The following is a 12,917-nucleotide window of genomic DNA, read 5'->3' as shown; positions in this document are numbered from 1 at the left end:
CGGCTCAGCCCGCGCCGCGCAGGGCGCCGATGGCGCCCGCATAATCCGGCGCGCCGAAGACCGCGGTGCCGGCCACCAGCACATCGGCGCCGGCCTGGATGCAGCGCGGCGCCGTCTCCTCCGTCACGCCGCCATCCACCTGCAGCGCGATGTCGCGCCCCGAGGCATCGATCATCTGCCGCAGGATGGCGATCTTGCCGAGCTGGGAGGCGAGGAAGGACTGGCCGCCGAAGCCCGGGTTCACCGACATCACCAGGATCAGGTCGCAGAGGTCGAGGACATTCTCCACCGCCGAGACCGGGGTCGCCGGGTTCAGCACCACGCCCGATTTCTTGCCCAGGCCGCGGATGGTCTGCAGCGTGCGGTGCAGGTGTGGGCCGGCTTCCGGATGGACGCTGATCAGGTCCGCCCCGGCCTCGGCGAAGGCCTGCAGGTAGGGGTCGGCCGGGGCGATCATCAGGTGGACGTCGAAGGGGATGGCGGCCTGCCGGCGCAGCGCCTTCACCACCACCGGGCCGAAGCTGATGTTCGGCACGAAATGCCCGTCCATGATGTCGAGGTGCAGCCAGTCCGCCCCCGCCGCGGCCACGGCGCGCGTTTCCTCCCCCAGGCGGGCGAAGTCGGCGGCGAGCAGCGAGGGAGCGATTCGGACGGGGCGTTGCGGCATCCCTGCAGGTTCTAGCGGCGGGGCCGGAGCGCCGGCAAGGCAGGCTGCTCACGCCATCGCCAGCCGGCCGATGCCGAGGGCGTGAGGCGGGGGAGCCTCAGAAGTATTCGGGTGTGGCGCCCCGGATGCGGTCCAGCTCCGCCAGGGTGTGGGACAGGTGGCGGCGCAGCGCCTGCTCGGCCGCCGCCGGGTCGCGGGCGATGATGGCCTCGGCCACCGCCGCATGCTCCGCCAGGATGCGCTCGGCCTTGCCGGGCGCCGGCAGGTGCAGGCGGCGCAGCCGGTCCAGGTGGCCGCTGCGGCTGCGGATCAGGTCGACCAGGCCGGGGACGCCGGCGGCGGTCAGCAGCCTGGCATGGAATTCCTCGTCCGCCGCCGCCACCGCCTCCTGCTGGCCCTGGGCATGCAGCTCCCGCATCCGGGCGATCTCCGCCCGCAGCGCCGCCGCCAGCGCCGGGGCGGGGTCGGCGGCCAGGCGGCGCACCGCCTCCAACTCGATCGAGAGGCGGAGGAAGCTCGCCTCCCGCGCGCTGGCGAGGTCGATGCGGGCGACGCGGGTGGAGGCATGCGGCACCACCTCGATCAGCCCTTCCTCCTGCAGGCGGATCAGCGCTTCCCGCACCGGGGTCTGGCTGACGCCCAGCCGGGCCGCGAGGTCGGCGCGCGAGAGGATGGTGCCCGGCGGCAGCGCCAACCCGATCACCGCTTGGCGCAGGGCGTCATAGGCGATGCCGGCGGCCGAGCGGCGCGGCCCGAGCGGCGCCAGGGCCGCGAGGCCGGCCGCGAGGCCTGCTGTGGCCGGCAGGGAGGTGACGCGCGCATCCATGGATCGCAAGGCGTACCAGCACGGCAGGGCCGCGCCAATATCTTGGCAGCCATCCCACATCTGATATATGGGATTTCAGCAAGGCCGCGCCAACGTGGCCCGGGGCGGATCGCGGCGGGACCGGTGCAGGGTTCGCGCCGCGACCCCGCGCCGCCAACCAAGAGCGACCGCGGCGCGGCCTTCGATGCCGAACGCCCCCGGGTCGGGAGGACATCCGGCATGCACCGCCATCCCCAATCCCGGGGCCGCCGCCTGGCCATGGCCCTGGCGCTGGCCGCGCCCGTCGCCGCCATGGCCGCGCCCGCCCTGGCCGAGACCGCCTGGCCGAGCCAGCCGATCCGGCTGATCGTCCCCTTCTCCGCCGGCGTGTCCGACACCATCGCCCGGCTGGTCGGCACCGAGATGGCGAAATCGCTGGGCCAGCCCATCGTGGTGGAGAACAAGGCCGGCGCCGGCGGCAATATCGGCAGCGATGCCTGCGCCCGGTCGGCGCCGGACGGCTACACGCTCTGCCTCGGCACCATCAGCAGCCACGCCATCAACCCGGCGATCACGCCGCGCATGCCCTATGACGCGGCGCGGGACTTCGCGCCCATCACGCAACTGGCGGCGCAGCCCAACGCCATCGCCGTCGCCAACGACCTGCCGGCGCGCACCATCCCGGAGCTGGTCGCCTTCCTGAAGCGCAAGCCGGGCGACACCGCCTTCGGCACCTCGGGCGTCGGCACCTCGGTCCATCTCGCCGGCGCGCTGTTCATGCAGATGACCGGCACGGCGATCGAGCATGTCCCCTATCGCGGCAGCGGCCAAGTCACCACGGCGCTGATGACGGGGGAGCTGCCGATGGCCTTCGACAACCTCTCCTCGGTCCTGCCCTTCGCGCGGGAGGGCAAGTTCCGCATCCTCGGCGTCACCGGGCTGCGGCGCAGCCCGGCCGCGCCGGAGATTCCGACGGTGGCCGAGAGCGTGCCGGGCTTCGAGAGCCTGTCCTGGCACGGCCTCTTCGCGCCGGCGAAGGTCCCGCCCGCCATCATCGCCCGGCTGCAGGCCGAGGCGGTGGCGGCCCTGCGCAGCCCCGGCGTGGCGCAACGCTTCCAGGAGCTGGGCATCACGCCGGTCGGCAACAGCCCTGCCGAATTCCGCGCCTTCGTCGCCAGCGAGACCGCCCGCTGGGGCGAGGTCGCGCGGCGTGCCAGCATCCGACTCGATTGACCAGCCAGGGGATCGCCCGATGACCCACCAGCCCCGCCGCAAGCAGCCCGCCGACCTCCGCTCCGCCCGCTGGTTCGGCCCCGCCGACCTGCGCAGCTTCGGCCATCGCAGCCGCGCCATGCAGATGGGCTATTCGCCCGAGGAATGGCAGGGCAAGCCGATCATCGCCATCGTCAACACCTGGTCCGACATCAATCCCTGCCACACCCATCTGCGGCAGCGCGCCGAGGACGTGAAGCGCGGCATCCTGATGGCAGGCGGCCTGCCGATCGAGCTGCCGGCGATCAGCGTGTCCGAGAGCTTCGTCAAGCCGACGACGATGATGTACCGCAACATGCTGGCCATGGAGACGGAGGAGCTGCTGCGCAGCCACCCCGTGGACGGCGCGGTGCTGATGGGCGGCTGCGACAAGACCACGCCCGGCCTGCTGCTGGGCGCCACCAGCATGGACATCCCGGCCATCTTCGTCCCGGCCGGGCCGATGCTGCGCGGCAATTGGGGCGGCAAGACGCTCGGCTCCGGCAGCGACTCCTGGAAATACTGGGACGAGCTGCGGGCCGGGAAGATCACCCAGCAGGACTGGCTGGGCGTGGAGGCCGGCATCGCCCGCAGCCACGGCACCTGCATGACCATGGGCACCGCCAGCACCATGACGGCGATCGCCGAGGCGGTGGGCATGGTGCTGCCCGGCGGCTCCTCGATCCCCGCCGCGGACGCCAACCACATCCGGCTGTGCTCCGAGAGCGGGCGGCGGATCGTCGAGATGGTGTGGGAGGACCTGACGCCGCAGCGCATCCAGACGCGCGAGGCCTTCGAGAACGCCATCGCCGTCGCCATGGCCATGGGCTGCTCGACCAACGCCATCATCCACCTGATCGCCATGGCGCGGCGCGCGGGGCAGGAGATCGGCCTCGAGGATTTCGAGCGCTTCAGCCGCAAGGTGCCGGTCATCGGCAATGTCCGCCCCAGCGGCGACAAGTACCTGATGGAGGATTTCTTCTACGCCGGCGGCATCCGGGCGCTGATGGGCAACATCACCCAGCACCTGCACCTGGACTGCATCACCTGCACCGGCCGCACCCTGGCGGAGAACATCGAGGGCGCGCGGGTCTGGAACGACGACGTCATCCGCAGCGTCGACAACCCGATCTATGGCGAGGGATCGCTGGCGGTGCTGAAGGGCAACCTGGCTCCCGATGGCTGCGTCATCAAGCCGGCGGCGATGGACCAGAAATTCCTCAAGCACGCTGGCCCGGCCTTCGTCTTCGACGACTATCCCAGCATGAAGAAGGCCGTCGAGGACGAGAGCTACCCCTTCACCCCGGACAGCGTCCTGGTGCTGCGCAATGCCGGCCCGCAGGGCGGCCCGGGCATGCCGGAATGGGGCATGCTGCCGATGCCGAAGAAGCTGCTGAAGATGGGGCTGCGCGACATGCTGCGCCTGTCGGATGCGCGGATGTCCGGCACCTCCTACGGCGCCTGCGTGCTGCATGTGGCGCCGGAAAGCTATGTCGGCGGGCCGCTGGCCCTGCTGCGCACCGGCGACATCGTCAGCATCGACGTGGACGCCCGCAGCATCCGCATGGAGGTGTCCGACGAGGAGCTCGCCCGCCGCCGCGCCGAATGGACCCCGCCGCCGGCGCGCTTCGAGCGCGGCTATGGCTGGATGTTCACCAGGCACATCCAGCAGGCGAACGAGGGCTGCGACTTCGACTTCCTGCGCACCGATTTCGGCGCGCCGGTCTCCGAACCCGTGATCTATTGAGGTCACCAGCGGTCCGGCCGGCGAAGGGCACGGGCGGCGCCGCCGCCGGGCACCCGGCGCCGCAGCCGGACGCGACGAGAGGACATGCCATGGCACTGAGCACCGAGACGCGCGAGAAACTGAGGCGCGTCAGCACCGCCACCCTGGCCACCGCGCTGTTCAAGCGGGGCCTGCGCGGCCAGATGATCCAGGGCGCCCTGCCGCTGCACGCGCCGGCGGAGAGCATGGTCGGCGAGGCCTTCACGGTGCGCTACATCCCGGCGCGGGAGGATCTGAACACGCTGGAGGTCTTCCGCGACCCCGGCCACCCGCAGCGCCGCGCCATCGAGGAATGCCCGCCCGGCTGCGTGCTCGTCTTCGACAGCCGCAAGGATGCCCGCGCCGCCTCGGCCGGGGCCATCCTGGTCGGGCGGCTGAAGGCACGCGGCGTCGCCGGCGTGGTGACCGATGGCGGCTTCCGCGACAGCGCGGAGATCGCGGCGCTGGGCATCCCCGCCTTCCACCAGCGCCCCTCCGCACCCACCAACCTGACGCTGAACCAGGCGATCGGGATCAATGAGCCGATCGCCTGCGGCGACGCGCCGGTCTTCCCCGGCGACGTGCTGGTGGGGGATTGCGACGGGGTCATCGTCATCCCGGCCCACCTCGCCGAGGAGATCGCCGCCGAGGCGACCGAGATGACCGCCTATGAGGATTTCGTCGCCGAGAAGGTGGCGGAAGGGCGCAGCATCCGCGGCCTCTATCCCGCGACCGATCCGCGCAGCCTCGAGGAATTCGCGGCCTGGCGGCAGGCCAAGGGCCGCTGACGCCGCCGCATCCAGCGGGCGCGGTCGCGCCGTGGCCCCGCCGGGCCCGGCGGCGACCCGCCCAACCGGGAGGAACCACAGAATGAACCGTCGCATCCTGCTCGGCGCCGCGCTCGCCGCGGCGCCCGCCCTCCGCGCCCGCGCGCAGGAAGACTGGCCCAGCCGGCCCGTCACCATCCTGGTGCCCTTCGCCGCCGGCAGCTCCTCGGACATCGTTGCGCGCGCCATCGCCCAGACCCTGCAGCAGAAGACCGGCAAGCCCTTCGTGGTGGAGAACCGCCCGGGCGCGACCGGGGAGGTCGGGGCGCGGCAGGTCATCCGCTCCCCCGCCGACGGCACCATGCTGCTGCACGCGCCGATCAGCACCTGGGCGATCAATGTCGCGCTGCGCCCCAACCTCGGCTACGACCCGCGCACGCAGCTGGCCCGCATCACCCAGACCGTGCGGACGCCCAACGTGCTGGTGGTGCATCCGCAGCGCGTGCCGGCGACCGACCTGCAGGGCCTCGTCGCCTGGCTGCAGGCGCAGCGCGGCCGCGCCTCCTACTCCTCTAGCGGCGTCGGCTCCTCGGACCACCTGACGGCCGAGATGTTCAAGCTGGCGACCGGCACCGACATCACCCATGTGCCCTATTCCGGCGGCGCCCCTGCGACCACCAGCCTGATCGCCGGCGACACGCAGCTTTCCTTCCAGAATCTCGGCTCCATCATCGCGCAGATCCAGGATGGGCGGGTGCGGCCGATCCTGATCACGTCGGAGGCGCGCAACCCGCTGCTGCCGGATGTACCCACCGCGGCCGAGGCCGGGCTGCGCGACTTCACCGTCTATTCCTGGCAGGGCTTCGGTGGCCCGGCCGGCCTGCCGGACCCGCTGCTGCGCCGCATCCATGCCGGCGTCGCCGGCGCGCTGCGCGATCCGTCGGTGGGCGCCCGCATGGCCGAGATCGGCTTCGAGGTGGTGGCCAACACGCCGGAGGAATTCGCCGCCTTCCAGCTGGGCGAGATCGCCCGCTGGTCCCGGGTGGTGAAGGACGGCAACATCACCCCCGACTGATCCGACGCGGCGCGTGCCCGCCCCCCGGTCAGTCGGCGGCGGGCGCTTCGTCCCGGAAATAGGGCTCGACCGTGCCCTGCAGCTTCATGGTCATCGGCTTGCCCTTGCGGTCCAGCGTCTTGCCGACCGAGACGCGGACCCAGCCCTCGGAGACGCAGTACTCCTCGACATTGGTCTTCTCGACCCCCTTGAAGCGGATGCCGACGCCGCGCTCCAGCAGGTCTTTGTCGAAATACGGGCTGGCGGGGTCGGTCGAGAGGCGATCGGGCGGGGTCTCGGGCATCGCTCGGCTCACTGCTGCGGGCGCGGGTGGTAGCCAGCCCTGGCAGGCTTGTCATCCCCTGCCCCCCTCGGCCCCCGGTGGTGCCCGCAGTCGCCCGGCGCGAGACTGCGGCCGGAGGAACGCGCATGGACCACCCGAATCCCGCCGCCGCCTGGTGGCGCTGCCTGGTCGGCATCGTCTGGCGGGAAGCGCTGCGCTTCGTCCATCAGCGCGGCCGCTTCTTCTCCGCCCTGGTCCGGCCGCTGGTCTGGCTGGCGATCTTCGCCGCCGGCTTCCGCTTCGTCCTCGGCGTCTCGATCCAGCCGCCCTACGACACCTATGTGCTGTACGAGGTCTATATCGTCCCCGGCCTCGCCGGCATGGTGCTGCTGTTCCAGGGCATGCAGTCCAGCCTGTCCATGGTCTATGACCGGGAGGTCGGGAGCATGCGGGTGCTGCTGACCAGCCCGCTGCCGCGCTGGTGGCTGCTGGGCTGCAAGCTGCTGGCCGCCGTGCTGGTCGGCATCGCCCAGGTCTATGTCTTCCTGCTGGTGGCGCGGATCTGGGAGGTGGAGCCGCCGCTGCTGGGCTACCTCACGGTCCTGCCGGCGCTGGTGCTGGCGGGAATGATGCTCGGCGCGCTCGGGCTTCTGCTCTCCTCCTGGGTCAAGCAGCTGGAGAATTTCGCGGGCGTGATGAATTTCGTCATCTTCCCGATGTTCTTCGCCTCCTCCGCCCTCTATCCGCTCTGGCGGGTGCAGGAAGCCAGCCTGCCGCTCTACTGGGCGTGCCAGGCCAATCCCTTCACCCATGCGGTGGAGCTGATCCGCTTCGCGCTCTATGGGCGGTTCGATCCCGTCTCCTGCGCCGTGGTGCTGCTGGCGCTGCTGGTCTTCGGCGGGGCGGCGGTGCTGGGCTACGACCCGCAGCGCGGCATGCTGGCGCGCCGCGCCGCCTGACCCACACCAAAGGCCAGTGCGTGCCCCCGCCGCCACACGCTACGGTGGTGGGGTCGGCAGTCCCGCCGCACGCGCAGGAGGATCACCCATGGCCTGGAAGAAGCCCCGCCTCACCGAGATCTGCCTCGGCCTCGAGATCAACGCCTACGCCTCGGCCACCGTCTGATTGGTCCTGGGAGGGGCACCGCCCCTCCCAGGCGCGCCTCGACGGTCGTCGAACGGCGCCTTGCAGAGGCGAGGGGGTCCGCCGGGCTCGGCCGCGGCCCGCCCACCGGACCGTGGCGGCGGCGTTCGCCCGGCCCGGCAGCGCATCGGTGGCGGCGCGGCCCAGGCCGGCGCCATCCGGCGGGAGCGGCATGCCGTCACGCTGCCCGACGCCTGGGCGAAGGCGAGGTGCGCAGCATGTCCTGCGGAAGGCGGGAGGGCCGGCGCGCAGGCCAGGTTCCGACGGTGTCATCCGGACCGCTGGCGACACATTGAAGACACCCGGCCGGGCCCTGCCGCCTGGGCGCATGCGATGCCCGCCCGCTGCGGCGCGACCTGCCCTGCCCGAAAGGGACGCATGCCGCGGCAGCCCCGGCGCCCCCCGGGGGACGTCCGGGCGGGCCCGGAGGCGCGGCCAGGCGCCCGTGCCAGGGCCGGTTGGCACCCGGTCCAGCCGGCCCGCGCCGCCAGCACCCGAGGCCGCCGGCCCGCGGGGGCCAGCCCTCCCCGGCCATGGGATCGACAGCCGCCAGGCGCATCGGACAGGCCCGGCCCGCGCCCGCCGCCCCCCTTCCGCCGCATCCGTTGCGGGTACCGCCAGGGATCAGCATAATGAACCCAGGGACCGAACCGGACGCCACAACCGGCAGGGAAGCGGCTTTGCGGAACATTCGCCCGGATCAGCGGACCAAGGCCCGGATGCACGCATCGGGTGTATTGAGTGTCTGGAGTTCGGCTCGGACGCCGCAGGCCGCGGTTGCCGACCTGGTCGCGCATGTCGACGCCGCGCTCTATGGCCAGATGCTGGCCTTCTTCCCGCCCAGCATGGATGCCGAGGCGCTGGGCCGTGAATTCGCCGCGGCCTTCCCCGGCCTGCCGGTCGCCGGCTGCAGCACGGCCGGGGAGATCACGCCGGACGGCATCGCCGCCGACACCGTCGTCGTCCTGGCGCTGCCGCGCTGCGGCTTCCGCGTCGTCACCGACGTCATCCCCGATGTGCGGGCGCTGACGGTCGAAAGCGGCGCGGCGACGGCCCGCCGCCTGCGCGCGGCGCTGGAACGGCTGTGCGGCGAACGGCCGGACGCCGCCGGCCATCGCTTCGGCCTCATCCTCATCGACGGCATGTCCTACCGGGAGGAGACCTGCGTCTCCGCCGTCGCCATGGCGCTGGACGGCATCCCGATCGTCGGCGGGTCGGCCGGGGACGGGCTCAGCTTCGGCACCACCGCGCAGCTGCACAACGGCGCCGCCTTCCGCAATGCCGCCGTGCTGATGCTGGTCGAGACCGACCACCCCGTCGAGGTCTTCCGCAACGACAATTTCTCCCCCACCGACCGCAAGCTGGTGGTGACGCGCTGCGACCCCGAACGGCGGATCGTGCATGAGCTGAATGCCGAGCCGGCGGCGCAGGCCTATGCCGCGGCGGTCGGCGTCGGCACCGGCGACCTGAACCCGATGCGCTTCGCCTCCCACCCCGTCGTGGTGCGCATCGGCGGCAACTATTACTGCCGGTCCATCCAGCGGGTGAACCCGGACGACAGCCTGTCCTTCTTCTGCGCCATCGACGACGGCGTGGTGCTGACCGTGGCGCGGCCGCGCGACCTGGTCAGCTCGGCCGAAGCCGAATTGTCGCGGCTGGACCAGGCGCTGGGCGGGCTCGACCTCGTCATCGGCTTCGACTGCGTGCTGCGGCGGCTGGACGCCGCCCGCCGCCGCATCCGCCCGCGGGTGGAGGAGCTGTACCGCCGCCACAACGTCACCGGCTTCTTCACCTATGGCGAGCAGTTCGGCGGCATGCACCTGAACCAGACCTTCTCCGGCGTCGCCATCGGCCGCCCGCGGACGCATTGATGCCCCAGACGCCGGGTCCGGGGCCTGGTCCGCGGAAGGAGAGCCGCCGCGCGCTGGAGCAGCGGGTCGCCAAGCTGGAACGCATCAACGCGGTGCTGATCGAGCGGGTGGAGCGCTCGATCGACCGGCAGGGCAACGCCTTCTCCCTGTTCCAGACCGCGATCGGGCTGGAGGCCCAGGTGCGCAGCCGCACCCAGGAATTGACGGAGGCGCTGCGCAGCCTTGAACGCACCAATGCCGCGCTCGCCGCGGCGAAGGAGGAGGCGGAGCGCGCCAACCTGTCGAAGACCCGCTTCCTGGCGGCGGCCAGCCACGACCTGCTGCAGCCGCTGAACGCCGCGCGGCTGTTCATGTCCACGCTGGTGGACCTGCAGGCGGAAGCCGAGGCGCGGCGCGTCGCCGTGCGGGTCGAACGGTCGCTGCAGACGATCGAGGACCTCATCCGCGCCCTGCTCGACATCTCCAAGCTCGATGCCGGGCTGGTGCGCCCGACCATGCAGGAATTCGCGCTGGACGGCTGCTTCGGCGCGCTGGAAGCGACCTTCCGCCCCGCCGCCGAGCGCAAGGGGCTGCGCTTCCGTGTCCGCCCGACGCCGGTGCTGATCCGCAGCGACCCGGTGATGCTGCAGCGCATCCTGCAGAACCTGCTGTCCAACGCGGTGCGCTACACCCGCCGCGGCGGCGTGCATATGGGCGCCCGCCGCACCGGCACCGAATGCATCATCCAGGTGGCCGATACCGGCATCGGGATCCCGGAACGCGAGCACGAGCTGATCTTCGAGGAGTTCCACCGCGGCGCCCTGACCGAGGAGGAGGATGTCGCGCTCGGCCTCGGCCTCGCCATCGTCCGGCGGCAGCTGCGCACCCTGGGGCACCGGCTGGAATTCCGCTCCCGCGTCGGGCTCGGCTCGGTCTTCCGGCTGCGGCTGCCGCTGGTCGCCCGCCGCGCGCCGGCGCCGGAGACAGCGCTTGGCCATGGCGCCGTCCCCGCCGCCGGCGGCATCGCCGGCACGCTGGCGGTGCTGGTCGAGAATGACGAGGCGACGCTGGTCGCCATGGCCCAGCTGCTGGACCGCTGGGACTGCCATGTGCTGCCGGTCCGCAGTCTGGCAGAGCTGCGGCGCCTGGCGCCGCGGCTGGAACGCCGGCCGGACATCGTCGTCACCGACTACCACCTGGACGATGGCGAGAACGGGCTGGACCTGATCGCCCGGCTGCGGCGGGATTTCGGCAGCGCCCTGCCCGCCATCCTGGTCAGCGCCGACCATTCGTCGGCGGTGGCGGATGCGGCGCGGGCCGCGGGGTGCGAACTGCTGCGCAAGCCGGTGCGGCCGGCGGCGCTGCGGGCGCTGATGCTGCACCTAGTGGCGGAGCCGGTGGGGTGAGACGCGCGGCCCGGCTTCCGGCCGGGTCGAGGAGGGCGCTCCGCTCCTCCCGCCAAGGGCCGAAGGGCCATTGGAACCCTTGGGTCCACGAAGCCAGGAATGCCCCCGCCGGGGGCCTTCCTAGCTTCGCTGAACCCATTCGGGGGTCGGTTCGATCCTCCGCGACAGCGCCATGTGCCCCGCAGGGCGCCCTCAGCCCTCCCGCCTCGCCACCAGCGCCGCCAGGTCCAGCTTCGCCGTCTCGATCACCGCCTGGGTGCGGCTGACCACCTTCAGCTTGCGCAGCACCTCGGACACATGCGCCTTCACCGTGGTCTCGCCGATCTTCAGCTCATGCGCGATCTGCTTGTTCAGCAGGCCCTGGCGGATCATCTGCAGCACCCGAAGCTGCTGCGGCGTCAGCTCCGCCAGGCGCGCCGCCAGCGCATCCTCCTTCCCGCCGGGCGGGCGCGGCCCCTGCGCGGCGACCACCGGCGGCAGATAGACCTCGCCGTTCAGCACCGCCTGCAGCGCCTGGGCCAGCACCGGCTTGTCGATGGATTTCGGTACGAAGCCGGCAGCGCCCAGCCGCACCGCTTCCTCCATCACCCGCACATCCTCATGGCCGGAGACGATGACGACCGGCACGCGCGGAAACCGGTTGCGCAACGCGAGCAGCCCTTCGAACCCCGTCACCCCCGGCATGCCCAGGTCGAGCATGGCGAGGTCGGTATTGCGCTGCCGCTCCAGCACTGCGCAGGCGGCCTCGATGCCGTCGGCCTCCTCGACCTCCGCCCCGTCGAGCACCGCCGCGACGGCGCCCCGCAGCGCGTCGCGGAACAGCGGATGGTCGTCGACGATCAGGATCTGGACCACGGCAGCGCACCCCGGATGCCGCAGGATAGACGCCGGCCCTGGGGCCGGGAAGCCAGGCCCCACCGCCCGCATGACCTGCGGTTGCCAGAACCCTCCCGCCCCGGGAATGACGCCGGCGCGGCGGCGCAGGGGCCGCGGCCGGCCCGGCCCGGCCGAACGCATGGCGATTCCGGATCGGCGCCGCCTCGCCATGCCGGGATCGCCGCCGGCGGGTCGCCCAGTGCCCCACCTGGCCATGGCGCGGGGGCAGGCCCGCCGGTCGCCGCCGCAGGCATCGCCGTGAAGCCGCGTCGGCTGGGCCGCCATCCAGCGGCCTGGCGCTTCGCCAGGGCGTGACGGCGCGGCCCGCACCCCGACCGGGCACGCACTCGCGCAGCCGTGACGCGGCAGGCCCGGGGATGCGGGCGTTCGGCCGTGGCGCCGGCTAGGCCGCGCATCGCCCGAAGGCGCAGCATGGCGCGCAGCGGCCGGCACAGGCCGCACGCACCGGGGGGAGCCAGGTCCGCATGCGGCAGCGCCGGCGCAGCCTTCCCATCCGCATGCGGCTGCTGGGCGCCTGGATCGGCTCCGCGCTGCTGCATGCCGCGGCGGGTGCCGCGGCGATGCTGGCACTCGCCTGGCGCGCCACGCCGCTGCCGCCGGGCCCTGCGCCAGCCCTGCAGGTGGTGTGGCTGGCCCCGGCCGAGGATGGGGAGCAACCGCCGGCCACCACGGAGGCGCCGGCCGGGGCGGCCGCGCCGCCCGCGCCCCTCGGTCCGGCCAGGCCGGGCATGGAACCCGAGGACGCGCTGGCGACGCAGCTTGGCGCCCTGCTGCCCATGCAGCCGGCGGAGCCGATGCCGATGCGGGCGCCCGCCGCGCTGCCGCCGCTGCCGATCCCCATGGCGGAACCGCCGCCGGTGCCCGACCCCGCCAGCCTCTTCGCGCCACCCGGCAGCGCCCCACCTATGGAGGTGGCATCCCTGCCGGCCCCGGCGCCAGCGGAGTCCGAACCACGGGCGGCCGGCGCCGCGCTGCCGCTGCCCCCACCCAGGCCGGCGCCGCCGCCGCGCCGCATGGCGGCGCCGCGCC

Annotated in this window: 12 protein-coding genes and 1 pseudogene; 9 read left to right on the top strand and 4 right to left on the bottom strand. The window is 72.8% G+C overall.

The features are described from left to right. Positions 1-4: 4 nt before the first annotated feature. A complete protein-coding gene (gene rpe, locus E2C05_RS14545; protein ID WP_133220367.1) occupies positions 5-667 on the bottom strand; it encodes a ribulose-phosphate 3-epimerase in 663 nt (220 codons plus the stop codon). Positions 668-764: 97 nt separating this feature from the next. Then, entirely contained in the window at positions 765-1,493 is a 729-nt protein-coding gene (locus E2C05_RS14540; protein WP_133220366.1) for a GntR family transcriptional regulator, read from the bottom strand. A gap of 219 nt (positions 1,494-1,712) precedes the next feature. On the opposite strand from E2C05_RS14540, the gene E2C05_RS14535 reads away from it, so the two are divergent. From E2C05_RS14535 to E2C05_RS14520, 4 genes are all read left to right on the top strand, one after another. Beyond that, entirely contained in the window at positions 1,713-2,705 is a 993-nt protein-coding gene (locus E2C05_RS14535) for a Bug family tripartite tricarboxylate transporter substrate binding protein (RefSeq protein ID WP_240046741.1), read from the top strand. Positions 2,706-2,724: 19 nt separating this feature from the next. Continuing rightward, the gene (gene araD, locus E2C05_RS14530) at positions 2,725-4,470 is read left to right on the top strand and encodes an L-arabinonate dehydratase (protein ID WP_133220365.1); all 1,746 of its coding nucleotides are present in this window, start codon (positions 2,725-2,727) and stop codon (positions 4,468-4,470) included. Positions 4,471-4,559: 89 nt separating this feature from the next. Continuing rightward, complete coding sequence (locus E2C05_RS14525) at positions 4,560-5,276, top strand: ribonuclease activity regulator RraA (RefSeq protein ID WP_133220364.1); 717 nt, start codon at positions 4,560-4,562, stop codon at positions 5,274-5,276. Between the two features lie 82 nt (positions 5,277-5,358). Next, positions 5,359-6,330, top strand: coding sequence for a Bug family tripartite tricarboxylate transporter substrate binding protein (locus E2C05_RS14520; protein WP_133220363.1), 972 nt, complete (start codon positions 5,359-5,361; stop codon positions 6,328-6,330). Between the two features lie 28 nt (positions 6,331-6,358). Here the strand turns inward: E2C05_RS14520 and E2C05_RS14515 are convergent, their stop codons facing one another. Next, positions 6,359-6,613 (bottom strand): DUF3297 family protein, encoded by a 255-nt coding sequence (locus tag E2C05_RS14515; protein WP_133220362.1) that lies wholly within the window; start codon positions 6,611-6,613, stop codon positions 6,359-6,361. Between the two features lie 125 nt (positions 6,614-6,738). Here E2C05_RS14515 and E2C05_RS14510 point away from each other — a divergent pair, with 125 nt between their 5' ends. The 4 genes from E2C05_RS14510 to E2C05_RS14495 all read left to right on the top strand — a co-directional run bounded on the left by E2C05_RS14510 (position 6,739) and on the right by E2C05_RS14495 (position 10,991). Next, on the top strand, positions 6,739-7,551 hold the full coding sequence (locus tag E2C05_RS14510; protein ID WP_133220361.1) for an ABC transporter permease: 813 nt from the start codon (positions 6,739-6,741) through the stop codon (positions 7,549-7,551). Then, on the top strand, positions 7,433-7,717 hold the full coding sequence (gene pqqA / locus E2C05_RS35415; RefSeq protein ID WP_408901619.1) for a pyrroloquinoline quinone precursor peptide PqqA: 285 nt from the start codon (positions 7,433-7,435) through the stop codon (positions 7,715-7,717). Before E2C05_RS14510 ends, pqqA begins: the two co-directional genes overlap by 119 nt. A gap of 755 nt (positions 7,718-8,472) precedes the next feature. Next, the gene (locus E2C05_RS14500; RefSeq protein ID WP_200305757.1) at positions 8,473-9,606 is read left to right on the top strand and encodes an FIST N-terminal domain-containing protein; all 1,134 of its coding nucleotides are present in this window, start codon (positions 8,473-8,475) and stop codon (positions 9,604-9,606) included. Next, a complete protein-coding gene (locus E2C05_RS14495; protein WP_133220359.1) occupies positions 9,606-10,991 on the top strand; it encodes a NahK/ErcS family hybrid sensor histidine kinase/response regulator in 1,386 nt (461 codons plus the stop codon). Before E2C05_RS14500 ends, E2C05_RS14495 begins: the two co-directional genes overlap by 1 nt. 192 nt (positions 10,992-11,183) lie before the next feature. Here the strand turns inward: E2C05_RS14495 and E2C05_RS14490 are convergent, their stop codons facing one another. Further along, positions 11,184-11,846, bottom strand: a complete 663-nt coding sequence (locus E2C05_RS14490; protein ID WP_200305759.1) for a response regulator — start codon at positions 11,844-11,846, stop codon at positions 11,184-11,186. A gap of 506 nt (positions 11,847-12,352) precedes the next feature. Here E2C05_RS14490 and E2C05_RS14485 point away from each other — a divergent pair. Continuing rightward, positions 12,353-12,917: pseudogene (locus E2C05_RS14485) on the top strand (hypothetical protein); the annotation flags it as partial.

This window comes from Paracraurococcus ruber (genome assembly GCF_004353985.1).
GTDB classification, from domain to species: Bacteria; Pseudomonadota; Alphaproteobacteria; order Acetobacterales; family Acetobacteraceae; genus Paracraurococcus; species Paracraurococcus ruber.
This window is presented reverse-complemented; position numbering and strand designations above follow the sequence as displayed.